The organism is Pseudomonas sp. HMSC067G02, from assembly GCF_001813485.1.
GTDB classification, from domain to species: Bacteria; Pseudomonadota; Gammaproteobacteria; order Pseudomonadales; family Pseudomonadaceae; genus Pseudomonas; species Pseudomonas aeruginosa.
The window spans coordinates 21687-47304 of sequence record NZ_KV812688.1 but is presented as its reverse complement, the minus strand read 5'-3'; the positions used below and the strand labels follow the sequence as shown (position 1 = coordinate 47304).

The 25618-nt window shown below is 67.6% G+C and carries 23 protein-coding genes and 1 pseudogene; 9 read left to right on the top strand and 15 right to left on the bottom strand.

Annotated features, from left to right (window positions below; genetic code table 11):
* Positions 1-43 precede the first annotated feature (43 nt).
* The 4 genes from HMPREF2914_RS17705 to HMPREF2914_RS17690 are packed head-to-tail and all read right to left on the bottom strand — an operon-like array spanning position 44 to position 3539.
* Positions 44-1207: an osmoprotectant ABC transporter ATP-binding protein OsmV gene (locus HMPREF2914_RS17705; RefSeq protein ID WP_003113768.1), complete on the bottom strand. Its 1164-nt coding sequence runs from the start codon at positions 1205-1207 to the stop codon at positions 44-46.
* Between the two features lie 12 nt (positions 1208-1219).
* On the bottom strand, positions 1220-1882 hold the full coding sequence (locus HMPREF2914_RS17700; RefSeq protein ID WP_003092985.1) for an ABC transporter permease: 663 nt from the start codon (positions 1880-1882) through the stop codon (positions 1220-1222).
* Positions 1882-2817, bottom strand: coding sequence for a glycine betaine ABC transporter substrate-binding protein (locus HMPREF2914_RS17695; protein ID WP_023092470.1), 936 nt, complete (start codon positions 2815-2817; stop codon positions 1882-1884). Before HMPREF2914_RS17695 ends, HMPREF2914_RS17700 begins: the two co-directional genes overlap by 1 nt.
* Positions 2817-3539, bottom strand: coding sequence for an ABC transporter permease (locus HMPREF2914_RS17690; protein WP_023092471.1), 723 nt, complete (start codon positions 3537-3539; stop codon positions 2817-2819). Before HMPREF2914_RS17690 ends, HMPREF2914_RS17695 begins: the two co-directional genes overlap by 1 nt.
* A gap of 441 nt (positions 3540-3980) precedes the next feature.
* Between HMPREF2914_RS17690 and HMPREF2914_RS17685 the strand changes: the two genes are divergently transcribed.
* Entirely contained in the window at positions 3981-5255 is a 1275-nt protein-coding gene (locus HMPREF2914_RS17685; RefSeq protein WP_003092979.1) for a cation:proton antiporter, read from the top strand.
* A 58-nt stretch (positions 5256-5313) separates the two neighbouring features.
* Here HMPREF2914_RS17685 and HMPREF2914_RS17680 read toward each other — a convergent pair whose 3' ends face one another.
* The 10 genes from HMPREF2914_RS17680 to narX form a co-directional block, all read right to left on the bottom strand.
* Positions 5314-5559, bottom strand: coding sequence for a YgjV family protein (locus HMPREF2914_RS17680; protein WP_003092978.1), 246 nt, complete (start codon positions 5557-5559; stop codon positions 5314-5316).
* Positions 5560-5589: 30 nt separating this feature from the next.
* Positions 5590-6489: a TIGR01459 family HAD-type hydrolase gene (locus HMPREF2914_RS17675; protein WP_019726670.1), complete on the bottom strand. Its 900-nt coding sequence runs from the start codon at positions 6487-6489 to the stop codon at positions 5590-5592.
* 104 nt (positions 6490-6593) lie between these two features.
* Positions 6594-7250 (bottom strand): tyrosine phosphatase TpbA, encoded by a 657-nt coding sequence (gene tpbA / locus HMPREF2914_RS17670; protein ID WP_003111594.1) that lies wholly within the window; start codon positions 7248-7250, stop codon positions 6594-6596.
* Between the two features lie 94 nt (positions 7251-7344).
* Positions 7345-7731, bottom strand: coding sequence for a hypothetical protein (locus tag HMPREF2914_RS17665; protein WP_009313425.1), 387 nt, complete (start codon positions 7729-7731; stop codon positions 7345-7347).
* A 20-nt stretch (positions 7732-7751) separates the two neighbouring features.
* The gene (locus HMPREF2914_RS17660) at positions 7752-8582 is read right to left on the bottom strand and encodes an SDR family oxidoreductase (protein ID WP_014604019.1); all 831 of its coding nucleotides are present in this window, start codon (positions 8580-8582) and stop codon (positions 7752-7754) included.
* Positions 8583-8669: 87 nt separating this feature from the next.
* Positions 8670-9419: a class I SAM-dependent methyltransferase gene (locus tag HMPREF2914_RS17655; protein WP_003092974.1), complete on the bottom strand. Its 750-nt coding sequence runs from the start codon at positions 9417-9419 to the stop codon at positions 8670-8672.
* 15 nt (positions 9420-9434) lie between these two features.
* Complete coding sequence (locus HMPREF2914_RS17650) at positions 9435-9899, bottom strand: hypothetical protein (RefSeq protein WP_003092973.1); 465 nt, start codon at positions 9897-9899, stop codon at positions 9435-9437.
* Between the two features lie 160 nt (positions 9900-10059).
* Entirely contained in the window at positions 10060-10455 is a 396-nt protein-coding gene (anvM, locus tag HMPREF2914_RS17645) for an anaerobic/virulence modulator AnvM (protein ID WP_003092971.1), read from the bottom strand.
* 84 nt (positions 10456-10539) lie between these two features.
* Complete coding sequence (gene narL / locus HMPREF2914_RS17640; protein WP_009313427.1) at positions 10540-11199, bottom strand: two-component system response regulator NarL; 660 nt, start codon at positions 11197-11199, stop codon at positions 10540-10542.
* Positions 11196-13064: a two-component system sensor histidine kinase NarX gene (gene narX, locus HMPREF2914_RS17635; protein WP_003092966.1), complete on the bottom strand. Its 1869-nt coding sequence runs from the start codon at positions 13062-13064 to the stop codon at positions 11196-11198. Before narX ends, narL begins: the two co-directional genes overlap by 4 nt.
* A gap of 174 nt (positions 13065-13238) precedes the next feature.
* Between narX and HMPREF2914_RS17630 the strand changes: the two genes are divergently transcribed.
* From HMPREF2914_RS17630 to moaA, 8 genes are all read left to right on the top strand, one after another.
* Positions 13239-14534 carry a nitrate/nitrite transporter gene (locus HMPREF2914_RS17630; protein ID WP_003105298.1) on the top strand — a complete coding sequence of 432 codons (1296 nt, stop codon included), beginning with the start codon at positions 13239-13241 and terminating at the stop codon, positions 14532-14534.
* Positions 14535-14546: 12 nt separating this feature from the next.
* The gene (gene narK2, locus HMPREF2914_RS17625; RefSeq protein ID WP_003092963.1) at positions 14547-15953 is read left to right on the top strand and encodes a nitrate/nitrite transporter NarK2; all 1407 of its coding nucleotides are present in this window, start codon (positions 14547-14549) and stop codon (positions 15951-15953) included.
* A gap of 75 nt (positions 15954-16028) precedes the next feature.
* Complete coding sequence (locus tag HMPREF2914_RS17620) at positions 16029-19814, top strand: nitrate reductase subunit alpha (protein WP_023092472.1); 3786 nt, start codon at positions 16029-16031, stop codon at positions 19812-19814.
* 11 nt (positions 19815-19825) lie between these two features.
* On the top strand, positions 19826-21367 hold the full coding sequence (narH, locus tag HMPREF2914_RS17615; RefSeq protein WP_003092958.1) for a nitrate reductase subunit beta: 1542 nt from the start codon (positions 19826-19828) through the stop codon (positions 21365-21367).
* Between the two features lie 5 nt (positions 21368-21372).
* A complete protein-coding gene (gene narJ, locus HMPREF2914_RS17610; RefSeq protein WP_003092956.1) occupies positions 21373-22113 on the top strand; it encodes a nitrate reductase molybdenum cofactor assembly chaperone in 741 nt (246 codons plus the stop codon).
* Positions 22114-22115: 2 nt separating this feature from the next.
* Positions 22116-22799: a respiratory nitrate reductase subunit gamma gene (narI, locus tag HMPREF2914_RS17605; RefSeq protein WP_070702836.1), complete on the top strand. Its 684-nt coding sequence runs from the start codon at positions 22116-22118 to the stop codon at positions 22797-22799.
* A gap of 54 nt (positions 22800-22853) precedes the next feature.
* The gene (locus HMPREF2914_RS17600) at positions 22854-23672 is read left to right on the top strand and encodes a peptidylprolyl isomerase (protein WP_003159377.1); all 819 of its coding nucleotides are present in this window, start codon (positions 22854-22856) and stop codon (positions 23670-23672) included.
* 56 nt (positions 23673-23728) lie between these two features.
* A complete protein-coding gene (moaA, locus tag HMPREF2914_RS17595) occupies positions 23729-24718 on the top strand; it encodes a GTP 3',8-cyclase MoaA (RefSeq protein WP_003092949.1) in 990 nt (329 codons plus the stop codon).
* Between the two features lie 356 nt (positions 24719-25074).
* On the opposite strand, the pseudogene HMPREF2914_RS17590 reads toward moaA, so the two are convergent.
* Positions 25075-25608 (bottom strand): annotated as a pseudogene (locus tag HMPREF2914_RS17590) (AAA family ATPase); the annotation flags it as partial.
* Positions 25609-25618: the final 10 nt, after the last annotated feature.

Here is a 25618-nt window from a genome sequence, read left to right as displayed (position 1 = left end):
GCTGCGGTTGGCGGCTGCCGGTGGTGAATATCCACCCGGCGGCCTAGGCTCCGACCTGTTCGGCCGGCGACACGATGAGGCCCTTGCCGCCGCGCGAGCGGCCGGAGCTGAGGTAGTCGGCGATGGATTCCTGGGTGACCTCGCCGAGGAACTGCTGGTCGGGGTCGAGCACCGGCAGCCAGGAGCTGTTGAACTCGTACATCCGCGACAACAGGATGCGCAGGTGCTCGTCGTGGCTGGCGGTGACCCGGAACGGGGTGACGAACGGCGCGCAGGTGCCCTCCTGGCGGCGCAGGTCCTTGCGTCGCACGTAGCCCAGGCCCTTGCCCTGGTCATCCACCACGATCAGGTAGCGCCGGTCGTTCTCGTCCATCAGTTCCAGCGCCTCGGCCACCGGGGTCTGCGGCCGGGCGGTGACCAGGCTGCTGTCGGCGGCGTCTTCGGCGCGCACCAGGAGCAGGCGCTTGAGCGTGCTGTCCTGGCCGGTGAAGGCGCTGACGAACTCGTCCGCCGGGTGCGCCAGCAGGGTGTCCGGGTGGTCGTACTGGAGCAGCCGGCCGCTCTTGAACACCGCCACCTTGTCACCCAGCTTGATGGCTTCGTCGATGTCGTGGCTGACCATGATCACGGTCATGCCGAGCTTGCGCTGCATCTCGAAGAACTCGTTCTGGATCGACTCGCGGTTGATCGGATCGACCGCGCCGAACGGCTCGTCCATCAGCAGCAGCGGCGCGTCCGCCGCCAGCGCGCGGATCACCCCGACGCGCTGCTGCTGGCCGCCGGAGAGTTCGCGCGGGTAGCGTTGCAGGTACTGCTTGGGCTCCAGCTTGACCATGCTCATCAGCTCGCGGGCCTTCTCCTTGCAGCGCGCCTTGTCCCAGCCGAGCAGGCGCGGCACGACCATGATGTTTTCCTCGATGGTCATGTTCGGGAACAGGCCGATCTGCTGGATCACGTAGCCGATGTGGCGGCGCAGGGTGACTTCGTCGAGGTCCGCGGTGTCCTGGCCGTCGATCAGCACGCGGCCGGAGGTCGGCGGGATGATCCGGTTGATCATCTTCAGGGTGGTGGTCTTGCCGCAGCCGGAGGGGCCGAGGAAGACGCAGATCTCGCCTTTCTCCACGGTCAGGCTGACGGAATCGACGGCGCGGAACTCCTTGCCGTTCTTCTGGGTGAAGGTCTTGCTGAGCTTGTCCAGTTCGATCATGTTCGGCTCCTGTCAGTGCGCGCTGGCGCGCAGTCCCTTGGGGGTGAGGATGCGTTGCAGCCATTGCAGCAGCAGGTCGGCGACGATGGCCAGGAGGCTGACCAGTACCGCGCCGACCACCAGCATCGGCATGTTGCTCTGGCTGATGGAAGTGAGGATCAGCACGCCCAGGCCGCCGGCGCCGATCACCGCGGCGATGGTCATCACGCCGATGTTCATCACCACGGCGGTGCGTACGCCGGCGAGGATCACCGGCACCGCGAGGGGAATGTCGACCATCCGCAGGCGTTGCCAGAAGGTCATGCCGATGCCCTTGCCGGCCTCGCGGATGCCCGCTTCGACGCCGGTCAGGGCGAGGTAGGTGTTGCGCAGGATCGGCAGCAGCGAATAGAGGAACACCGCGGTGATCGCCGGCAGCGGCCCGAGGCCCTGGCCGAATACCGAGTAGACCGGCATCAGCAGGCCGAACAGGGCGATCGAGGGGATGGTCAGCATCACCGTGGCGGCGCCCTGCAACGGGCCGGCCAGCCACGTGAAGCGGGTCATCAGCACGCCCAGCGGCACGCCGACGAGGATCGCCAGGCCTACGGCGACCAGTACCAGCAGCAGGTGCTGGAGGGTGAGCTGGCCGACCTGGGACCAGTCGAGATGGGAAAGCACGCTGAAGAAGTCCATTACTGGCTACCTCCCTGGCCGGCCTGGCCGTCGTCGAGCAGGCGGTGTTCGCGGAGGAAGTCGGCGGCGACCTTCTGTGGCGTCTGCTGCTCGATATCGACCCGCGCGTTGAGCGCCTGCATGGTGGCGTCGTCGAGCCGCTCGATGATCGGATCGAACAGCGTGGCGAACTCCGGATGGCGCTGCATGACCTCCTTACGCACCACCGGGGCGGCGTTGTAGAAGGGGAAGTACTGCTTGTCGTCCTTCAGCACGCGCAGCTTGAAATCCTTCAGGCGGCCGTCGGTGGTGTAGACGAGGCCGAGGAACACCTGGCGGTTCTTCAGCGCGGTGTAGACCAGCCCGGCGTCCATCTGGCGGATGTCGTTGCGGGTGAAGTGCAGGCCGTACAGCTCGCTCATGGGGCCGAGGCCGTCGGGGCGGCCGGCGAACTCCGGGTCCATGGCGAACAGGTGGGTGCTCCCGGGCTCGGCCTCCTGCTGTTCGGCGAGCACCCGCGCGAGATCGCTGACGCTCTGGATGCCCAGGCGCTCGGCCTGTTCCTCGGGCATGGCCAGGGCATAGGTGTTGTTGAAGCGGGTCGGCTTCAGCCAGACCAGGCCCTGGGCTTCGTCGAGTTGCTTGACCCGGCGGTAGGAAGCCGCGGCGTCGAGCTTCTCGTCGATGTGGTTGTAGACGATCAGCGACGAGCCGGTGTACTCCCAGACGATATCCAGCTGGCCGCTTTCCTGGGCGGCGCGGGCCAGGGTGCTGCCCAGGCCGGTGGTGACCGTCACGTCGTAGCCGCGCTTCTGCAGGAACTGCGCGGTGATGGCGGTGAGGATGCGCTGCTCGGTGAAGGTCTTGCCGCCGATGCGCAGGGTTTCCGCCTGCGCCAGGCCGGCGGCGAACAGGCCGGCGCAGGCCAGGCAGAGTGAGCGGATCAGTCGGTTCATCAGGCCTCCTTGGCGGTCAGGCCGCGTTCCAGGAACATGCGGCTGAACAGCACCACCAGGGCGTCCAGCAGCAGGGCGAGGAGCGCCGTGCAGGCGGCGCCGAGCAGCAGTTGCTGGTGGTTGTTCAGGTAGATGCCGGGGAAGATCAGGCTGCCCAGGCTGTTGGCGCCGATCAGGAACGCCAGCGGCGCGGAGCCGACGTTCAGCGCCAGGGCCACGCGCACGCCGCCGACGATGATCGGCACCGCGTTCGGCAGTTCCACCCGCAGCAGCACCTGGTTGGGCGTCATGCCGATGCCGGTGGCGGCTTCCTTCAGCGCCGGCGAGACATTGCGCAGGCCCTCGTAGGTGTTGCGCACGATCGGCAGCAGCGAGGCGAGGAACAGGGCGAGGATCGCCGGGCCGTTGCCGATGCCGATGATCGCCAGGGCGATGGCCAGCACCGCCAGCGGCGGGATGGTGTTGCCGACGTTGAACACCTGCATCAGGCGTTCGGCCTGGGCCTGCATGCCGGGACGGCTGAGCAGGATGCCGGCCGGCACGCCGACCAGCAGGGCGGCCGCCATCGAACTGAAGACCAGCACCAGGTGGGCCTGCAAGTAGAACAGCAGGTCGTCGCGGTAGTGGAGGATGGTCGCGGGGGTGATCCAGTGGATCAGCAAGGCCAGTACGGCGGCTGCGGCGCAGAGGCCGAGCAGGGCCTTGCCACAGGTTTTCACCATGGTCGGGACTCCCTTCGGAATGAGCGTTGGCTACGCTGTCGGGCGCTTCGTCGAAGCGCGGAAACAGGCCGGAAATCAAAGGCTTCGGATGGGCACCGAATTGCCGACCCTGAAAGGGTTGACCGTTCGTCGTTCGCGGAGGTTCAACGAAACGGCCATGCTTGTGCCATGACCGGGCCTGGGCAAGCGGCCGCAGCCGCCGTCTCGCCTGGGCTGGCGGCGAACGAAGAAATTTTCCCGGGGGAGCGGGCGAGAAGGGCGTTGCCGCGTCGGCGGCGCGCCATGCACCGTATCGGTGCGCTCGACGCCCAGGGCTTTTCTGCGGTTATGATGCGGGTTCCGAAATTTTCTCGGGCTTTTCCAGACATTCGCACCCCACGGTTCACGGATCGGCCTTTTGGGGTAGGTGTTTTACCTTCTGCTAAGGGAGTACCCCGCGTCATGCTCGATCTCGTCGCGGCATTCATTGCCTTGACCACCTTGCTCACCTACGTGAACTACCGTTTCATCCGCCTGCCGCCGACCATCGGCGTGATGGCCACGGCGCTGGTGTTCTCGCTGATCGTCCAGGGGCTTTCGGAACTGGGTTATCCGATCCTCGAGGTGGAGATGCAGGAAATCATCCGCCGCATCGACTTCTCCGAAGTGCTGATGACCTGGTTCCTGCCCGCGCTGCTGTTCGCCGGCGCACTGCACGTCGACCTCTCCGACCTGCGCAGCTACAAGTGGCCGATCGGCCTGCTGGCCACCGCCGGGGTGCTGATCGCCACTTTCGTCATCGGTGGCCTGGCCTACTACACCTTCCCGCTGTTCGGCTGGCAGGTGGATTTCATCTACTGCCTGCTGTTCGGCGCGCTGATCTCGCCGACCGACCCCATTGCCGTGCTCGGCATCCTCAAGTCCGCCGGCGCGCCGAAACCGCTGGCGACCACCATCGTCGGCGAGTCGCTGTTCAACGACGGCACCGCGGTGGTGGTGTTCGCCATCATCCTCGGCATCCTCCAGCTCGGCGAGGCGCCCACGGTCAGCGCCACGGCGATCCTCTTCGTCCAGGAAGCCATCGGCGGCGTGCTTTTCGGCGCGGTGCTCGGCTACGGCGTGTTCGTGATGATGCGCGGCATCGACCAGTACCAGGTGGAGGTCATGCTGACCCTCGCCCTGGTCATCGGCGGCGCCGCGCTGGCCGCGCGCCTGCACGTATCGGCGCCGATCGCGATGGTGGTGGCCGGGCTGATCATCGGCAACCACGGACGCCACTACGCGATGTCGGACGAGACCCGGCGCTATGTGGACAAGTTCTGGGAGCTGATCGACGAGATCCTCAACGCCCTGCTGTTCGCCCTGATCGGCCTGGAGCTGCTGCTGTTGCCGTTCTCCTGGCTGCACGTGGCGGCGGCCTTCGCCCTCGGCGGCGCGGTGCTGGTCTCGCGCCTGCTCACGGTGGGTCCGGCGATCCTGGTCCTGCGCCGTTTCCGTGGCGCCAACCGGCAGGTACCGGCGGGCACCATCCGCATCCTGGTCTGGGGCGGGCTGCGCGGCGGCGTCTCGGTGGCGCTGGCGCTGTCCCTGCCGCTGGGGCCGGAGCGCGACCTGATCCTCAGCCTGACCTACATCGTGGTGCTGGTATCGATCCTGCTCCAGGGGCTTTCCATCGGCCCGCTGGTGCGTCGTATCTACGCCGGCCAGCCGCTGGAGAAAAGCGAGGGGGCGCACTGAGCGCGGCCTTCGCAAGGCGAGCGCCCGCCGTCATGGCGGGCGTTTTCGTTGGCGGCCATCAGGCGCTGTCCTGTGGCGCTTCGTTGCGATGGGTGCCGCGCAGGTTCATCGCCGCCAGGCAGACCTGCAGCAGGATCAGCGCATAGGCCTGGGCGTACAGGCCCCAGGCGATCCACAGCAGGTTGCTGGCGAGGAACACCCAGAAGCCGACCTTGCGTCGTCGCCGGTGCGCCGACGCCACCAGCCAGGCGGCCACCACCGTGACCAGCATGGCGGGCCATTGCAGGTAGTCCAGCCAATGCATGCGCGCATCCTTTTTCCGACCTTTGAGGGGTCAGACCAGCCCTGGCGCGGCAAAGTGCGGTCGGATCGGATAGCCGTGCAGCAGCGACCTGACCCGTTCCTCGTCGAGCGCCCCGTTGAACTCGGCGCCCAGGGCTTCGCGGTGGATGCCGGTGGCGCCCAGCCAGAGGGTATCGATGCGCGCGGCGAGGGCGCCGGGGACGTCGGTCACCAGCGAGTCGCCGACGAACAGGATGTGCCGCGCGCCGCGCGCTTCCAGTTGCCGCTGGGCGATGCGGAAGGCCGCCGGGTCGGGCTTGCCGTACCAACTGACCTGGCCGCCTTCCTCGCTGAACAGCTCGGCGAGCATGCCCGCGCCGTATACCGTGCGGCCGCCGGAAACCACCACGCGGTCCGGGTTGGCGCAGAGGAACGGCAGGTCGGTGGCGCCGCGCAGGGGCGCGAAGCGCTGTTCCAGTTCTTCCTGGGGAAAGCTGCCGACGCCGACGATCAGCGCCGCCTGGGCGATGTCCTCGACGAAGCGCTCGCGGATTTCCGCCGGCCAGCTCTGCTGGGCCAGGCCGACGCCGGCCAGGTAGATGCCGCCACGCCGGTAGTCGGCGGTTTGCAGCAGGGCGTCGATGGTCAACTGGCCGGAGGTGGTGATGCCGGCGAACCAGTCGCGCTGGATGCCCAGGCGCTCGAGCCCGGCGCTCATTTCCACCACGCTGCTGGACGAGTTGCTGAGGAACCAGACCGGGCGGCCTTCGGCGTGCCGCCGGGCGAGCCAGGCGAGGGCGCCGGGGAACGCCTCGGCGCCGTCCATCACTACGCCCCAGAGATCGAGAAGGAAGCCGTCATAGTCGGCGCAGAGCGCTTCCAGTTGCGCATGGTCGAGCAGGCGGGTGCTGGTGGCGGCGCTGAAGCGCGGGGAGGTCGGGGCATCGCTCATGGGAGTCTCGTCGCGGCTGTCGAAGTGGGCCGCCGCGTGCGGCGGCGAGCCCCAAGGGTGCCAAACTTGCGTGACGGGACCAAGCCTTTCGGCCCTGCGCGTGTTTACGGCCGGTCGAGCGCCTGGGCCATCCACTCGCGCACATGGCAGAGGGCGAAGCGCGATGGGCTGCATTCGCCGTTGGCCATCGCCAGGCGCAGGCCGTCGACGTCGGCGCCGCGCACATAGGCGCTGGCGTCGCGCATGTCGTCCTCGTCGCCGAACCCGCCGCGCTGCATTTCCTCCAGCGCGGCCTGCTTGTCCCAGCCCTGCACGACGATGCGGTACATGGCGGCGAACAGTCCGGTGCGGTTGTTGCCGTGCTTACAGTGCATCAGTACCGGGCCTTCGCGCTCGGCGGCCTGCAACTGGCGGAGGACGCTGAGCACCTCGGCGTCGTCGACCCGGTCGGCGTGGGTCGGCAGGCTGACCACCCGCACCGGAGCCTGGCCCAGCCAGGCGCGGTCGTCGTCCTTGATGAAGCTGACCACCGTCTTCACCTGCAGGCGTTGCAGCAGCGCGACGCTCTGTGCGTTGGGCAGCGCGCTGCGATAGAGGGTGGGGCTCATGCGGTAGAGGTTGATCGACGGGTCGACCGCTTGCGCCCAGGCTGGCGAACGCGGGGCGGCAGTCTCGGCGGCATGCAGCGGGCCGCCGAGCAGGAAGGCGCCGAGCACGGCGGCGAGGAGCAGGCGGAGCCAGGCGAGCGGTGAACGGTGCATGTCGGCCTCGTGCGGTGGGTGGCCAACACTAGGCGAGGGCGGGTCAAGCCGAGCTGAAGAGAATGTGAAGAATTCGTTGAGGCAGCTTCACCCGTCAGCGCAGGAAGAATCCATAGACCCTGCCGGAGAAGAACACCAGCAACAGCGCCGGATAGCACAGGTAGTGCAGCACCACGATGAGCAGTGCCGCCGGGCTGGGATCGCCTTTCAGCGAGGCGAGGCCGACCAGTAGCAGGTAAAGGATCCCGAGCACTCCGCCATACAGGGCGACCAGGCGCAAGCGCTCGCCCCAGGTCGGCCAGCGCCGCTGCGCGCGGGCGAACCACCAGGCCAGGCCGCCGGCGACCAGCGCGGCGATCAGCAGGCTGGCCGGCAGGCCGCCGAAGCGGACCACCCCGCGCAGCAGCACGTTGAGCAGGATCGCCGCGGCGATCCCGGCCAGGGCGTAGTAACGGATGGGTACGGCAAGGCGGTCGCCCATAGCGGTATCTCCTGGCGGTTTCAGAGGCGCGTGTCGAGGCCGAAGCGCTTCTTCAGCAGCCGCTCCAGCAGGCCGCGCGGCATCCAGCGGGCCAGCGCCGGCAGGGCCCGGCTGCCATTGCCGATGCGCACCAGCGGCGGGCGCGGACGGCGCTGCACGGCGGCGAGCAACTGGCGGGCGAAGTCTTCGGCGGGCGTGGGATTGTCCTGGGATGCCGCGGCGCGCGCCTGGATCTGCCGGCGCAACGGCCACCAGGGCGAGCGTTCGTCGACCACGCTGTCCATCTCGCGGCTGGCGCTGGCGCCGAAGTTCGAGGCGATGGCGCCCGGCTGCACTTCCAGCACCTCGACGCCGAACGGTGCCAGTTCCAGGCGCAGGGCATCGCTCAGCGCATGCACCGCGGCCTTGGAGGCGCAGTAGGCGCCGGCGAAGGGCGTGACCAGCACGCCGGAGACGCTGCCGACGTTCACCACCAGGCCGGACTTGCGCCTCAGTAGCGGGAACAGTGCGCGGGTCACGCCGACCACGGCGAACACGTTGGTCTCGAACTGCCGGCGCATGGCGTCGACGCCGCCGTCCAGCAGCGGACCCATGGCGCCGTAGCCGGCGTTGTTGACCAGGACGTCGAGGCCGGCGGCTTCGACTTCCAGCTCCTCGGCCAGACGGGCCAGCGCGGCGGCGTCGTTGACGTCCAGTTGCACCGCCTGGAAGCCGGCCTCGGCCAGGGCGCGCACGTCGTCTTCCTTGCGTGCGCTGGCCCAGACCCGGTAGCCGGCGCGCTGGAAGGCGTCGGCGAGGGCGCGGCCGATGCCGCTGGAGCAGCCGGTGACGAAGGCGACGGGTTGGCTCATGGGGCGGCGTTCCTTGGCTGGGAGTTGGAAGGAGGGCGGCCTACCGTACTGGATTCGCCGGCCGCGGAAAACCGCCCGAAGGCTCGGTCAGGCGTCCTTGCGCGCGATCCGCAGCGCCAGCGGCATGCGAACCCTGCGTGTCGAGGTCGGCTCGCCCCAGAGCGCGGCGACCCGTTGCAGGGCCTGGCGCACGAAAGCGTTGCCCTGCGCCTCGCGGCACAGGCGGCTGGCCGACCAGGTGGCCATGTAGTCGAACAACCGGGCCAGGCTCCATTGTTGCTCGATGACGAAGGCCGGCGCGGGGAGTTCGCCCAGCGGCAGCTCGACATCCCGGTAGGCGTTCCACAGCAGGCGGTTCTGTTGCGCCCAGTACGGGCCGATCGGGCGCAGGTATTCCTCGTCGATGGCGGCATCGATCTGCGCGTCGATGCTGAACCAGCCGTAGCCCCAGGCGGCGAACACGCCGCCGGGACGCAGCACGCGCAGCAGCTCGCGGTTGAAGCGCGAGTGGTCGAACCAGTGCCAGGCCTGGGCTACGCAGACCAGGTCGAAGGCGGCGTCGGGATAGTCGGTGGCTTCGGCGTCCTGCACGCTGTAGCGGATACCCGGATGGACAACGGCGTGTTCGATCTGCTGCGCGCTGGTGTCGCTGGCGAGGACTTCGCCGAAGTGCTGCGCCAGGCCGAGCGCGGCCTGGCCGGTACCGGTGGCGCAGTCCCAGGCGCGCCGGCGCTGGCCGCAGAGCCCGGCGAGATGGCGGTAGAGCGCATCGGGATAACGCGGGCGGGCGCTGGCGTAGGCAGCGGAGCCCTGGTCGAACAGACGGCGGGTTTCCATCGGGTCCTCCCTCGGTCAGTTGCCGAAACGCCCGTCCAGGCGTTCGGCGCGGAATTCCAGGGTGCTGGCGCGATAGCCCGGACGCAGCGGCGGCAGCGGCAGGCAGTCGTGCCAGCTGTCGCCGCCGAGCAGGGCGTTCGGCGCCCGGTAGCGCGGGCTGTCGAAGCTGGTGTCGGCCAGGTTGACGCTGTCGCCGGGGCGGTAGGCGGCGATCCTCCAGCGTAGCTCCAGCAACGGACGGTCGCTGCCGTTCTTCAGCTCGACCGCCAGCGGCCGGTCCACCGGACAGCGTTCCGGCGCATAGCTCAGGCGCAGTTCCTGGCGTTGCAGGTGGCGGCTTTCGTCGTTGTCCTGCCAGATCACCCAGGCCGCCACCAGGCCCAGCCCGGCGAGAGCCGCCAGGGACACCGGCAGGGCCTTGGCCGGGTATCGGACGAGGAGGATGACCCAGGTGAGAACCAGCAGCGCACCGATCAGCATTGAAATGTCCTTTCTTCGAAGCCGAGGGGACATCCTAGCGCACTGCTGCGTATCGCAGGCGGTACGGGCACGCTTACGCGGCGGAGGCGCCGCGATATGCGCGAGGGAGGCCGAAAGGCGGGCGGCAGGCTGGGGATAGCCGCCGCCCCCGGCCGCGCCGTCATTCGCAGCGGCGCTTGCCGCCCGGCGTCAGCAGACGCTCCAGCTCGACGAACAGGCGCTCGGCGTCCTGCGCCTCGCAGTCCTCGCCGTAGCGCTTCTTCAGGCCGTGTTCGCTGAGGGTCAGGTGCAGGGTCGGGACTACCTCGTGGCGCGCCAGGCAGCCTTTCACGCAATGCAGCGGGCAACCGTCGAGGGCCAGGATCGGTCGCCCGGAGCGGGCCCGGCGGACCAGCAGCGGGACGTCGCCGCCGACTCCGGCGATGCAGGACATCTCCGCCAGCCGGGCGCGATCCAGGCGCAGCGCGAGATCGTTGGCCAGTTGCGCCACGTTGGAGCAGCCGGAGCAGGCGTAGACCAGGGGAAGGGGATCGTCGGGGCTGCGTTCGAACATCATGACGGGCGCCTCGTGGAAGGAAGCCGCCAGTATCGACGCAGCGCCGCGGTGGATTTCTTGACCGGAATCAAGCCCGCGCGCGGCTTACACCAGGTCGTTCTCCACCGCCCACACCGCCGCCTCGACCCGCGAACGCATGCCGAGCTTGTGCAGCACCCGCTTGACATGGACCTTCACCGTGCCTTCGGTGATGTCCAGCTTTCGCGCGATCATCTTGTTGCTGTAGCCGTGGGCGATCTGGCGGAGGATCTGCCGTTCGCGCTCGGTCAGCTCGTCGAGGCTCTTCGAGCGGTCGTCGCCCCGCAGGGCCTGGGCGAGGATCTGGGTCAACTGCGGGCTCAGGGTCATCTGTCCGGTGGCGGCCTGGCGGATGTGCTCGAGCAGGCGCTCCGGCTCCATGTCCTTGAGCAGGTAGCCGTCGGCGCCGGCGCGCAGGACGTTGACCACGTCGCCCTTGTCGTCGGACACGGTGAACACCACGATGCGTGCGTCGACTCCGGCCTCGCGCAACGCGCGCAGGGTGTCCAGGCCGTTCATGCCCTTCATGTTCAGGTCCAGCAGGATCATGTCCGGGTCCAGCTCGGCGGCCAGGTGCAGGGCTTCCTCGCCGCTGCCGGCCTCGCCGACCACGCTGAGGTCGTCTTCCAGTTCGAGCAACTGGGCGACGCCCTTGCGCATCATCGGATGGTCGTCCACCAGCAGCAGGCGAACCGGTTCGTCGGCGGTGGCTGGCATGTCCGTCATGGGGTCGGCTCCTTGGCGGCGGAGGGTTGCAGGGCGGTCGGCACGAAGCTGAAGAGCACTCGCGTGCCGTGGGGCGCGCGCGCTTCGAAGCGCAACTGGCTGCCGAGGGTCTGGCCGCGCTCCTGCATGATGGTAAGCCCATAGTGGCCGCTGCGGTTCTGCTGCGGATCAAAGCCGACGCCATCGTCCTCGACGGCGATGCTCACCTGGCCGTCGGCCTGGCTGCTCAGGCGCACCCAGGCCCGTTGCGCCTGCGAATGGCGAACCACGTTGGAGAGCGCCTCGCGGACGATCTGCAGGACGTGGATTTCCTCGTTGGGGCTCAGCGGCACGTGTTGCAGGCGGTTGTCCAGTTCGATCGCCACCTCGCCGCGCTCGCCGAACTCGGCCACGGCGTTCCCCAGCGCGGCTTCCAGGCTCGGCTCGTCGAGGCTGAGGCGGAAGGTGGTGAGCAGTTCGCGCAGTTGCCGGTAGGCGCCGTTGAGGCCTTCGCGCAGTTCGTCGAGGGTGTCCTCGATCTTCTCCGCCGGCGCCTCGCGCTTGAGCAGGGTGCCCAGGCGGCTGACCTGGATCTTCAGGTAGGACAGCGACTGTGCCAGCGAGTCGTGCAGTTCACGGGCGATGGTGCCGCGCTCGGCGAACAGGGCCAGGCGGCTTTCCTGTTCCTGTTGCAGGGACAGGGCGAAGGTGCGGGCGATGTTGTCGCAGAAGGTCTCGATCAGTTGCTGCTGCCAGTTCTCCAGGCGGCCGCTGCGGCTTTCGATGAACAGTTCGCCGAAACGGTGGCCGGCGATGGACAGGGGCTGCATCAGCAATGGCTGGGCCAGGGACGAGGGTTGGTCGCAGGCGCTGGCCTGCTCGCGGCAGCTACCGCAGTCGCCCTGCAGGCAGAAGTCCGCCGGGCGCTCGGTGGTGGTCAGCGAACTGTAGGCGCGCTCGACCCCGTCCTTGTTCAGGCAGAGGGTCACGCGGCCGGCGTCTAGCACTTTCTCCAACTGGTTCAGCAGCGGTTGCAGGGTGCGGCTGTCGTAGGGGTTCTCGCCCAGCCGGCGGGCGCTGGCGTAGAGCAGTTCGAGGCGCTGGTGGCTCTGCGAGAGGGCGCGGGTCTTGTCCTCCACGCGCTCTTCCAGGTCGCCGTAGATGCTCTTCAGCTCGCCGGCCATCTGGTTGAAGCGCTCGCCCAGTTGCGCCAGTTCGTCCTCGCCGCTGTAGGTGACCCGCGCGTCCAGCTCGCCGCGGCCCAGGCGGCGGGCGGTGCTGGTGAGTTCGCGCAGCGGGCCGATGACGTGGTAGCTGAGGTCGTAGAGGGTGACGAACACCACCAGCAGGCTGAGGAACAGGCACAGGCCCTGCACCGTGCTGAGCAGTTGCGAGCGGCGCTCGGCCTTGGCCTGGAGGATGCCGACGAAACGGTCGATGTCGCCGACGTAGGCGTCCAGCACGGCGCGTCCGGGCAGCGCGCGCGGGTCCAGGCGCGCCAGGCCCTCGCGCAGCTCCTGGTGCAGCTGGCGGATCGGGTCGTCGGCGTCCTGGCGTTGCAGCAGGCGGCGGATGTCGCCGCTGTCGAGGCGTTCGCCGAGGGTCCCGAGCAGCGCCTGGCGGCCTTCCAGGCTGGGCTCCAGGGCGACCCGGTAGGTGAGCATGCGCAACGAGCCGGCGTGGTTGATCACCGCGGCGTCCTGGTGCGTGTAGTCGGCGAAGAGCAGGGCGCTGAACATCCCGATCAGCGCCAGCGATACCAGCAGGGTGAGGTAGCAGCCGAAGCGGACTACCAGGGAGCGGCGCAGGATCGGCTTTCCGGCCCTGTCACTACCTCCAAAGAATCTGTCCCGCTGGTCAGCGTCCGGCGCGGTCGCCTTGTTCATGTGAAAAGCCTTTTAAAACAGTGGGTTGCGCAATAATTCAGACCATACCTCTTTCGAGGTAGGGGCGCGCATCTAGGCACGGAACGGCCGGTATTTCATTGATTCCTATCAAATTTGCATAGGAACACCTTCCCTAGGCTCTCGCTGAACGCTGTCCGTGCAGAGAGTTTAGCCATGGCTTCCCTACGTCAGAAACAGTACTCCGTCCTCGGCATGAGTACCTTGTCCTTCGCGGTGAATTTCGCCGTGTGGACGATGTTTTCGATCATCGGCATCCGCATCAAGGACGAGCTTGGCCTGAGCGAATCCCAGTTCGGCCTGATGGTCGCCCTGCCGATCCTCACCGGCTCCCTGGTGCGCCTGCCGCTGGGCCTGATCACCGACCGCTTCGGCGGCCGCATCGTGTTCTTCATCCACATGCTGCTGGTGGCCATCCCGATCTACGGCCTGGCCTTCGCCAGCCAGTACTGGCACTACCTGGTGCTCGGCCTGTTCGTCGGCCTGGCCGGCGGCTCCTTCGCGGTCGGCATCGCCTACACCTCGGCCTGGTTCGAGAAGGAGCGCCAGGGCACCGCGATGGGCATCTTCGGCGCCGGCAACGCCGGCGCGGCGATCACCAACCTGGTGGCGCCGATGATCGTGGTCGCCTTCGGCTGGCGCATGGTGCCGCAGGTCTACTCGGTGGCCATGCTGGTCACCGCCGTGCTGTTCTGGCTGTTCACCTGGACCGATCCGGCGCACCTCAAGGGTGCCGCCGAGGCCAGCCAGCGGCCGACCCTGGCCAAGCAACTGGCGCCGCTCGCCGAGCTGCGCGTCTGGCGCTTCGGCCTGTACTACTTCTTCGTCTTCGGCGGCTTCGTCGCCCTGGCCCTGTGGCTGCCGAAGTACTACATCGCCGAATACGGCCTGGACCTGAAGACCGCATCCTTCATCACCATGCTGTTCACCTTGCCGTCCGGCCTGATCCGCGCCCTCGGCGGCTGGTTCAGCGACCACTACGGCGCGCGCTCGGTGAACTGGGGCGTGTTCTGGGTCTGCCTGGTGTGCCTGTTCTTCCTCTCCTACCCGCAGACCACCATGACCATCCACGGCATCCAGGGCGACCTCAGCCTGGGCATCGGCCTGAACGTCTGGCTGTTCACCTTCCTGGTGTTCGTCGTCGGCATCGCCCAGGGCTTCGGCAAGGCCAGCGTGTACCGGATCATCCACGACTACTACCCGAGCAACATGGGCACCGTCGGCGGCATGGTCGGGGTGATCGGCGGCCTCGGCGGCTTCTGCCTGCCGATCCTGTTCGGCTACGCCGCCGACCACATCGGCGTGCGCTCCTCCTGCTTCATGTTGCTGTTCGGCCTGACCGTGGTCTGCATGGTCTGGATGCACTACGCGATCAAGCAGCAACGCCGCATCGACGGCCAGGCCGCCTCGGCCGACGTCGACCTTCCTCCCACCCTTCCCACCCACTCCTGAGGTAATGCCGTCATGGGCATGATCGCCAATACCCAACTGAAAGCCGCACGGGGACCGCTGCTGCTCGACTGGCGCCCCGAGGACCCCGAGTTCTGGGCGCGCAACGGCAAGCGCATCGCCAGCCGCAACCTGTGGATCTCGATCCCCGCGCTGCTGCTCGCCTTCGCCGTGTGGATGATCTGGAGCACGGTGACCGTGCGCCTGAACAGCGCCGGCTTCGCCTTCAGCAACGACCAGTTGTTCCTGCTCGCGGCGCTGCCGTCGATCTCCGGCGCCACCCTGCGGGTGTTCTATTCGTTCATGGTGCCGATCTTCGGCGGTCGTCGCTGGACCGCCCTGAGCACCGCCTCGATGCTGATCCCGTGCATCTGGCTGGGCTTCGCCGTGCAGGACCCGAGCACCCCGTACTGGGTGTTCGCCCTGATCGCGCTGCTCTGCGGCTTCGGCGGCGGCAACTTCGCCTCGAGCATGTCCAACATCAGCTTCTTCTATCCGAAGAGCCAGCAGGGCACCGCCCTCGGCCTGAATGCCGGGCTCGGCAACCTCGGCGTCTCGGTGATGCAGTTCGCCGTGCCGCTGGCGGTGGCCGGCGGCCTGTTCGGCGCCTTCGGCGGCGAGCCGCAGCAGCTCGGCGACGGCGGTCGCCTGTGGCTGCAGAACGCCGGCTGGATCTGGGTGCCGTTCATCGCCGTGGTATCGGTCGCGGCCTGGTTCGGGATGAACGACATCGCCGACGCCAAGGCCTCGTTCCGCGACCAGGCGGTGATCTTCAAGCGCAAGCACAACTGGCTGATGTGCTGGCTGTACGTGGCCACCTTCGGCTCGTTCATCGGCTTCTCGGCCGGCTTCGCGATGCTCAGCAAGACCCAGTTCCCCGACATCAACCCGCTGCAATACGCCTTCCTCGGTCCGCTGGTGGGCGCCCTCAGCCGGCCCCTGGGCGGCTGGCTGGCGGACAAGTTCGGCGGCGCGCGGATCACCCTGTGGAACTACGCACTGATGATCGGCGGGGTGTTCACGGTGATCGCCTTCCTGCCGGGCGACGGCGGCCAGGGCAACTTCTTCGGCTTCCTTGGCGCCTTCATCCTGCTGTTCTTCTTCGCCGGCATCGGCAACGGTTCCACCTTCCGCATGATCCCGGTGATCTTCCGCAACGAGTGGGCCCGGCGGGTGCGCGACGGCCAGGCCGACGAAGCCGGCGCGGCGCGCAACGCGAGCATGGAGTCGGCCGCGGTGATCGGCTTCTCCGCCGCCATCGGCGCCTTCGGCGGGTTCTTCATCCCGAAGGCGTTCGGCACCTCGCTGCACATGACCGGCAGCGCCGAGGGCGCCCTCTACGTGTTCATCGCCTACTACCTGAGCTGCATCGTCGCCACCTGGTGGTGGTACGCGCGCAAGGGTGCGGAGAGTCCCTGTTGAGTCCGTCGGCAGCAGCCCGCGGCAACCCCTGATTAGCGTTGTAACGCCCGGCACAGACCGGGTGAGGAGATCAAGATGAGTCACCTGCTCGACCGCCTGCAGTTCTTCAAGAAGAAGCAGGGCGAATTCGCCGATGGCCACGGCGAGACCAGCAACGAGAGCCGCGCCTGGGAAGGTGCCTACCGGCAGCGCTGGCAGCACGACAAGATCGTGCGCTCCACCCACGGGGTGAACTGCACCGGCTCCTGCTCCTGGAAGATCTACGTGAAGAACGGCCTGATCACCTGGGAAACCCAGCAGACCGACTACCCGCGCACCCGTCCGGACCTGCCCAACCACGAGCCGCGCGGCTGCCCGCGCGGGGCCAGCTATTCCTGGTACATCTACAGCGCCAACCGCCTGAAGTACCCGAAGGTGCGCAAGCCGTTGCTCAAGCTCTGGCGCGAGGCGCGGGCGCAGCACGGCGACCCGGTGAACGCCTGGGCCAGCATCGTCGAGGACGCCGCCAAGGCGAAGAGCTACAAGAGCCAGCGCGGCCTGGGCGGCTTCGTCCGTTCCAGCTGGGACGAGGTCACCGAGATCATCGCCGCGGCCAACGTCTACACCGCCAAGACCTACGGTCCGGACCGGGTGATCGGCTTCTCGCCGATCCCGGCCATGTCGATGGTCAGCTACGCCGCCGGCGCCCGCTACCTGTCGCTGATCGGCGGGGTCTGCCTGAGCTTCTACGACTGGTACTGCGACCTGCCGCCGGCCAGCCCGCAGATCTGGGGCGAGCAGACCGACGTGCCGGAGTCGGCCGACTGGTACAACTCCAGCTACATCATCGCCTGGGGCTCCAACGTGCCGCAGACGCGGACCCCGGACGCGCACTTCTTCACCGAGGTGCGCTACAAGGGCACCAAGACCGTCTCCATCACCCCGGACTATTCCGAGGTGGCCAAGCTCACCGACCTCTGGCTCAACCCCAAGCAGGGCACCGACGCCGCGCTGGGCATGGCCTTCGGTCACGTGATCCTGAAGGAATTCCACCTCGACCGGCCGAGCGCCTACTTCGTCGACTACTGCCGCCAGTACACCGACATGCCGATGCTGGTGTTGCTGGAAGAACACGCCGGCGGCGCGTTCAAGCCGACCCGCTACCTGCGCGCCGCCGACCTGGCGGACAACCTCGGCCAGGACAACAACCCCGAGTGGAAGACCATCGCCTACGACGAGCGCAGCGGCGGGCTGGTCTCGCCCACCGGCGCCATCGGCTATCGCTGGGGCGAGTCAGGCAAGTGGAACATCGCCGAGCTGGACGGCAGGAGCGGTGACCAGACGCGCCTGCAACTGTCGCTGCTCGATGGCCCGGAACATGCCTGCGAGGTGGCCTTCCCGTATTTCGCCGGGCAGGAGCACCCGCACTTCAAGGGCGTCGCCAACGACGAGGTACTGCTGCGCCGGGTGCCGTTCCGCGAGATCGTCGCGGCGGACGGCAAGCGCCTGCGGGTGGCCACCGTCTACGACCTGCAGATGGCCAACTACAGCATCGACCGCGGCCTGGGCGGCGACAACGTGGCGACCTCCTACGAGGACGCCGACATGCCCTATACCCCGGCCTGGCAGGAGCGCATCACCGGCGTTCCGGCGGCGCGCGCGACGCAGGTCGCCCGCGAGTTCGCCGACAGCGCCGACAAGACCCGCGGTAAGGCGATGGTGATCATCGGCGCGGCGATGAACCACTGGTACCACATGGACATGAACTACCGCGCGGTCATCAACATGCTGATGATGTGCGGCTGCATCGGCCAGAGCGGCGGCGGCTGGGCGCACTATGTCGGCCAGGAGAAGCTGCGCCCGCAGACCGGCTGGGCGCCGCTGGCCTTCGGCCTGGACTGGAGCCGGCCGCCGCGGCAGATGAACGGCACCAGCTTCTTCTACCTGCACAGCTCGCAATGGCGCCACGAGAAGCTGTCGATGCACGAGGTGCTGTCGCCGCTGGCCGACGCCAGCCGCTTCGCCGAACACGCCCTGGACTACAACATCCAGGCCGAACGCCTCGGCTGGCTGCCGTCGGCGCCGCAACTGAACCGCAACCCGCTGCGCATCGCCGCCGAGGCCAAGGCCGCCGGCCTGCCGGTCGCCGACTACGTGGTGCGCGAACTGAAGAGCGGCGGCCTGCGCTTCGCCAGCGAATCGCCGGACGATCCGCAGAACTTCCCGCGCAACATGTTCATCTGGCGCTCCAACCTGCTGGGCTCCTCCGGCAAGGGCCACGAGTACATGCTCAAGTACCTGCTCGGGGCGAAGAACGGGGTGATGAACGATGACCTCGGCAAGGCCGGCGGTCCGCGTCCCACCGAGGTCGACTGGGTCGACGACGGTGCCGAGGGCAAGCTCGACCTGGTCACCACCCTGGACTTCCGCATGTCCTCCACCTGCATGTACTCGGACATCGTCCTGCCGACCGCTACCTGGTACGAGAAGGACGACCTCAACACCTCCGACATGCACCCCTTCATCCATCCGCTGTCGGCGGCCACCGATCCGGCCTGGGAAGCCAAGAGCGACTGGGAGATCTACAAGGCCATCGCCAAGAAGTTCTCCGCCGTCGCCGAAGGCCACCTCGGCGTGGAGCAGGACCTGGTCACGGTGCCGCTGCTGCACGACACCCCCACCGAGCTGGCGCAGCCGTTCGGCGGCGACGGCCATGACTGGAAGAAGGGCGAGTGCGAGCCGATGCCGGGACGCAACCTGCCGACGCTGCACCTGGTCGAGCGCGACTACCCGAACGTCTACCGCAAGTTCACCTCGCTCGGTCCGCTGCTGGACAAGCTGGGCAACGGCGGCAAGGGCATCGGCTGGAACACCGAGAAGGAAGTGAAGCTGGTCGGCGACCTCAACCATCGCGTCGTCGAGAGCGGCGTCAGCCAGGGCCGCCCGCGCATCGACAGCGCCATCGACGCCGCCGAGGTGGTCCTCGCCCTGGCTCCGGAAACCAACGGCCAGGTCGCGGTCAAGGCCTGGGAAGCGCTGTCGAAGATCACCGGCCGCGAGCACGCCCACCTGGCGCTGCCCAAGGAAGACGAGAAGATCCGCTTCCGCGACATCCAGGTGCAGCCGCGCAAGATCATCTCCAGCCCGACCTGGTCCGGCCTCGAGGACGAGCACGTCAGCTACAACGCCGGCTACACCAACGTCCACGAGCTGATCCCGTGGCGCACCATCACCGGTCGCCAGCAGTTCTACCAGGACCACCCGTGGATGCAGGCGTTCGGCGAAGGCTTCGTCAGCTACCGGCCGCCGGTCAACACCCGGACCACCGAGAAGCTGTTGAACAGGAAGCCCAACGGCAACCCGGAGATCACCCTGAACTGGATCACCCCCCACCAGAAATGGGGCATCCACTCCACCTACAGCGACAACCTGCTGATGCTCACCCTGTCGCGCGGCGGTCCGATCATCTGGCTCAGCGAGCACGACGCGGCCAAGGCCGGGATCGTCGATAACGACTGGGTCGAGGTGTTCAACGCCAACGGCGCGGCGACCTGCCGCGCGGTGGTCAGCCAGCGGGTCAAGGACGGCATGGTGATGATGTACCACGCCCAGGAACGCATCGTGAACGTACCCGGCAGCGAGACCACCGGCACCCGTGGCGGCCACCACAACTCGGTGACCCGCGTGGTGCTCAAGCCGACCCACATGATCGGCGGCTACGCCCAGCAGGCCTGGGGCTTCAACTACTACGGCACGGTCGGCTGCAACCGCGACGAGTTCGTCGTGGTGCGCAAGATGAGCAAGGTCGACTGGCTGGACGAACCCCGCCACGGCGGACTCGGCGGCGACGCCCTGCCGCAACCGCTGCCCCAGGACATTTGAGGAGAGACGCCATGAAAATTCGTTCGCAAGTCGGCATGGTGCTGAACCTCGACAAATGCATCGGTTGCCACACCTGCTCGATCACCTGCAAGAACGTCTGGACCAGCCGCGAAGGCATGGAGTACGCCTGGTTCAACAACGTCGAGACCAAGCCCGGGATCGGCTACCCGAAGGAATGGGAAAACCAGGAGAAGTGGAAGGGCGGCTGGGTGCGCGCGGCGGACGGTTCGATCCGCCCGCGCATCGGCGGCAAGTTCCGCGTGCTGGCGAACATCTTCGCCAACCCGGACCTGCCCGAGATCGACGACTACTACGAACCGTTCGACTTCGATTACCAGCACCTGCATACCGCGCCCAAGGCCGAGCACCAGCCGGTGGCGCGCCCGCGCTCGCTGGTCTCCGGGCAGCGCATGGAGAAGATCGAGTGGGGCCCGAACTGGGAGGAGATCCTCGGCACCGAGTTCGCCAAGCGGCGCAAGGACAAGAACTTCGACCAGGTCCAGGCGGACATCTACGGTGAGTACGAGAACACCTTCATGATGTACCTGCCGCGCCTCTGCGAGCACTGCCTGAACCCGGCGTGCGTGGCGTCCTGCCCGAGCGGGGCGATCTACAAGCGCGAGGAGGACGGCATCGTCCTGATCGACCAGGACAAGTGCCGCGGCTGGCGGATGTGCATTTCCGGCTGCCCGTACAAGAAGATCTACTTCAACTGGAAGAGCGGCAAGTCCGAGAAGTGCATCTTCTGCTACCCGCGCATCGAGGCCGGCCAGCCCACCGTCTGCTCGGAGACCTGCGTCGGGCGCATCCGCTACCTCGGCGTGCTGCTCTACGACGCCGACCGCATCCACGAAGTGGCCAGTTGCGAGAACGAGCGCGAGCTGTACGAGAAGCAACTGGAGATCTTCCTCGATCCGTTCGACCCGGCGGTGATCGCCCAGGCGCGCAAGGACGGGGTGGCCGACAGCGTCATCGAGGCGGCGCAGAAGTCGCCGGTGTACAAGCTGGCGATGGACTGGAAGCTGGCCCTGCCGCTGCACCCGGAATACCGCACGCTGCCGATGGTCTGGTACGTGCCGCCGCTGTCGCCGATCCAGAACGCCGCCGCCGAGGGGCACATCGGCAGCGACGGGGTGATCCCGGACGTGGAGTCGCTGCGCATCCCCGTGCAGTACCTGGCCAACCTGCTCACCGCCGGCGACACCGCGCCGGTGCTGCTGGCGCTCAAGCGCCTGCTGGCGATGCGCGCCTACAAGCGCGCCGAGCACGTCGAAGGCCGCCAGGACCTGGAGGTGCTGGCCAAGGTCGGGTTGAGCGTGGAGCAGGTGGAGGAGATGTACCGCTACCTGGCCATCGCCAACTACGAGGATCGCTTCGTGATCCCCAGCGCGCACCGCGAGGAAGCGCTTTCCGATGCCTTCGCCGAGCGTTCCGGCTGCGGCTTCAGCTTCGGCAACGGCTGTTCCGGCGGCAGCAACTCCGCCGTCAACCTGTTCGGCGGCAAGCCGACCAACCGCCGCGACGTGATCCAGGTCGTGCAGATCCAGGAGTGAGCGCCATGAACGATCACAGCCAACTGTTCCGCCTGCTCGCCCTGCTGCTCGACTATCCACGCGCCGAGCTGCGCGAGGAGAGCCTCGGCCTGCATGCGCTGATCCGCACCTGCGAACTGCCGGAAGCGCTGCGCGACGGCCTCGCGGCGCTGCTCAACGAGCTCTGCCAGGGCGACCTGCTGGACGTCCAGGCGCGCTACGACGGTCTCTTCGAGCGCGGCCGCTCGGTCTCGCTGCTGCTCTTCGAGCACGTCCACGGCGAGAGCCGCGACCGTGGCCAGGCGATGGTCGACCTGCTCGACCGCTATACCGGGGCTGGCCTGCAGATCGACGTACCGGAGCTGCCGGACTACCTGCCGCTGTACCTCGAATACCTGTCGCTGCTGCCGTTCGCGGCGGCCAGCGAAGGGCTCGCCGAAGTGGCGCACATCCTCGGCCTGCTGGCGCTGCGCCTGGAGGAACGTGGCAGCGCCTACGCGGCGATTTTCGAGGCGTTGCTGGAACTCGGCGGCGAGCGCCCGGACCTCGGCGCGTTGCGTCGCGACCAGGCCCAGGAACAGCGCGACGACAGCCTGGAGGCCATCGACCGGGCCTGGGAGGAAACCCCGGTGAGCTTCACCGACCCTGCCGGCGGTTGCCCGTCGAGCAGCGGCCGCCGTCCGACGGCGTCCACCGAACAACCATTGCAATGGGTCGCCCAGCCGGTACCGCAGATGCAGTACCGCGCGGCCCGCGAAGGAGTCTGAGCATGTCGACCAATCTTCTGTTCTTCGGGATCTATCCCTATGTCGCGCTGCTGATCTGCCTGGTCGGTAGCTGGGCGCGCTTCGACCTCTCGCAGTACACCTGGAAGGCCGGTTCCAGCCAGATGCTCAGCAAGAAGGGCATGCGGGTATACAGCAACCTGTTCCACGTCGGCGTGCTGTTCATCCTCGCCGGCCACTTCGTCGGCCTGCTGACCCCGGCCTCGGTCTACCACCACCTGATCAGCACCGAGAACAAGCAACTGCTGGCGATGGTCTCCGGCGGCTTCTTCGGCGTGCTCTGCTTCATCGGCCTGAGCGGACTGATCCTGCGCCGCCTGACCGACGCGCGGGTGCGCGCCACCGGCAACGCCTCCGACCTGATGATCCTGCTGGTGCTCTACGCCCAGCTGATCCTCGACCTCTCCACCATCGTCGCCTCGACCCATCACATGGACGGCTCGGTGATGGTGATGCTCGCCGACTGGGCCCAGGCCATCGTCACCCTGCGTCCGCTGGCGGCGGCCGAAGCCATCGCGCCGGTGGGCCTGGTCTACAAGCTGCACGTCGGCCTGGGCCTGACCCTGTTCGTGCTGTTCCCCTTCACCCGCCTGGTGCACATCGTCAGCGCGCCGGTGTGGTACCTGGGCCGGCGCTACCAGATCGTGCGTCAGAAACGTCCTGCCTGAACCCTGGGCGGCCGGCGCATCCGGCGCCGGCCCGCCGAACCGAGGTGATCGATCATGAGTTGCTCCCACTACGAAGAACGCGTCGAGAAGGTCGAACTGCCGCAACTGAAGGTCAACGGCGTGGCCATCGGCGAAGACCTGCTGGCCCGCGAACTGCAATACCACCCGGCGGACAGCTACGCGCTGGCGCTGGAGGCCGCCTGCCGTGCGCTGATCGTCCGCCAGTTGCTCCTGCAACGGGCCGACGCGCTGGGCATCGAGGCCCGCTGCGAAGACGGCGAGACGCCGGAGGAAGCGCGCATCCGCCAATTGCTGGAGGAAGAGGTGCAGGTCCCGGAAGCCGACGAAGACGCCTGCCGGACCTGGTACGCGGCCAATCCGGGACGCCTGCTCGGCCCCTGGCGCCTGCAATTGCGCCATGTGCTGCTGGCCTGCGCGCCGGACGACCTGGAAGGCCGCGAGACGGCGCGCAAGCAGGCCGCGGAGCTGCTCGACGAGTTGCGCGGGCATCCCGAGCGCTTCGTCGACCTGGCCCGGCGTTTCTCCGCCTGTCCGTCGAAGGAGGCGGGCGGCGACCTCGGCTGGATCGAGCCGGGGCAGACCGTTCCCGAATTCGAGAAGCGCCTGCTGCGCCGCGCGCCCGGGCTGCTGGAGCATCCGCTGGAAAGCCGCTATGGCCTGCATGTGGTGGAACTGCTGGGGCGCGAGGGCGGCGAGCCGCTCGACTTCGACGCGGCCCGCGCGCAAATCGCCGCGCACCTGCAAGCGCAAGTGTTGCAGCGGGCCGTGGGGCAGTACATCGGCGTGCTGGCGGGAGACGCCTGCATCGAGGGCTTCGCCTTCGAGGGCGCGGATGGGGCGCTGGTGCAATAGGTTTCGGCGCCGTTGTTTCCCTCTTCCTCCCGCACATCAATCGGAGTACCCAGGACATGACCGACTGGATCGATGGCCAAGGCCGACAGATCGACTACCTGCGCCTGTCGGTCACCGACCGTTGCGACTTCCGCTGTGTCTACTGCATGGCCGAGGACATGCGCTTCCTGCCGCGCCAGCAGGTGCTGACCCTGGAGGAGATCGAGCGGGTCGCCCGGCTGTTCGTCGCCGGCGGCGTGCGCAAGCTGCGCCTGACCGGCGGCGAGCCGCTGGTGCGGCCCGGCATCGTCGGCCTGTGCGAGCGCCTGGCGGCACTGCCGGGGTTGCGCGAACTGTGCATGACCAGCAACGGCTCGCAACTGGTGCGCTACGCCCGGCCGTTGTACGACGCCGGCCTGTCGCGTCTCAACATCAGCCTCGACACCCTCGATCCGCTGCGCTTCCGGGCGATCACCCGCAACGGCGAGCTGGACAAGGTGCTGGCCGGCATCGACGCCGCCCAGGCCGCCGGTTTCCGCCGGATCAAGCTGAACGCGGTGGTGATGAAGGGGCGCAACGCCGATGAGGTGCCGGCGCTGGTGGACTTCGCCATCGCCCGCGGCCTGGATATCAGCTTCATCGAGGAGATGCCGCTTGGCCAGGTCGGCCGCGAACGTGGCGAGAGCTTCTGCTCCAGCGACGAAGTACGCGCGCTGATCGCCCAGCGCCATGCCTTGCTCGACAGCGCCGAGCAGAGCGGCGGGCCGGCGCGCTACGTGCGCCTGGTCGAGCATCCGCAGACACGCATCGGCTTCATCTCGCCGCACTCGCACAACTTCTGCGCCACCTGCAACCGCCTGCGCCTGACCGTCGAGGGCCGCCTGCTGCTGTGCCTCGGCCACGAGCATTCGCTCGACCTGCGCGCGCTGCTGCGCCGCCACCCGCTGCACGACGGGCCGTTGCTGGAAGCGATCGGCGAGGCGCTCCAGCGCAAGCCGGCGCGCCATGAATTCAGCGCCGCCGGCGAGGTGCAGGTGCTGCGCTTCATGAACATGAGCGGCGGCTGAGGCGACTCAGGGCGTAGCCAGCGGGCCTTCGCCAGGGGCCAGGGCGAGGCCGCTCTTCTGGTAGGCCAGCAGGGTCTCGCTGCTGTACAGCTCACCCCAGGAAAACATCACGGCATAACCGTCGCTGGAGCTGCGCGCGATCACATAGCTGTAGCGGCTTGCAGTCGAAAACCGGCGGGCTCGCAATCAGCGCGATTTTGGGCTCAGATTATCTGCGACTGACGGTGGAGGCGGGCTCACATTAATTGCGAGCGAGCTTGCAATCCGTGCGCCGGGCTTGCAATCCGTTACCGCGGGCTCAGGCTCTTTGCGACTGACGCTCATACCTGTAATCCGGCACTTTGCATCTTTTCCTGCAACTCGAAAATGTCGGTGCGGTAACCAATTTCTTCCATCGTGGGGCGGCGCAGATCGTTACACAGCTTGGGATGGCCAGCCAGGACAATGGACAAGCGTCGCCGGCCGCTGTCGTCTTCGGCCAGTTCGAGCAGTCGCTTCAGACCGGTCAAGGTATGGCCATTGAGATCATGGGCTTCATCAACGAACAGGGCCACGGGGCGCTTGCTCTTCTTTACCAGTTCGTACAGTTCGCGATCCCGTTTTTCGATCTGGGTGGGAATGCGTACCTGTTTCTGGGTGGAAAGGTCATAGAAGAGCGCGGCGATGAAGGTGGCCAGCTTGATGTTGTGCTTCTCGATGGCCATCGATCTGGACTCCGTGACTTTCTTTTCCTCTTCCAGCAGGTGCTACAAACGACGCAGCATCACCGTCTTGCCGCTGCCGATCACACCCCACAGGGCGATCAGCCGGCCTTCGAAGATGGCGCCGCGGATGTCTCTCATCAACTGCTGATGATGGGTGGTTTCGAAATAGCCCGCCTGATTCGAGGGGGGCTCAGTC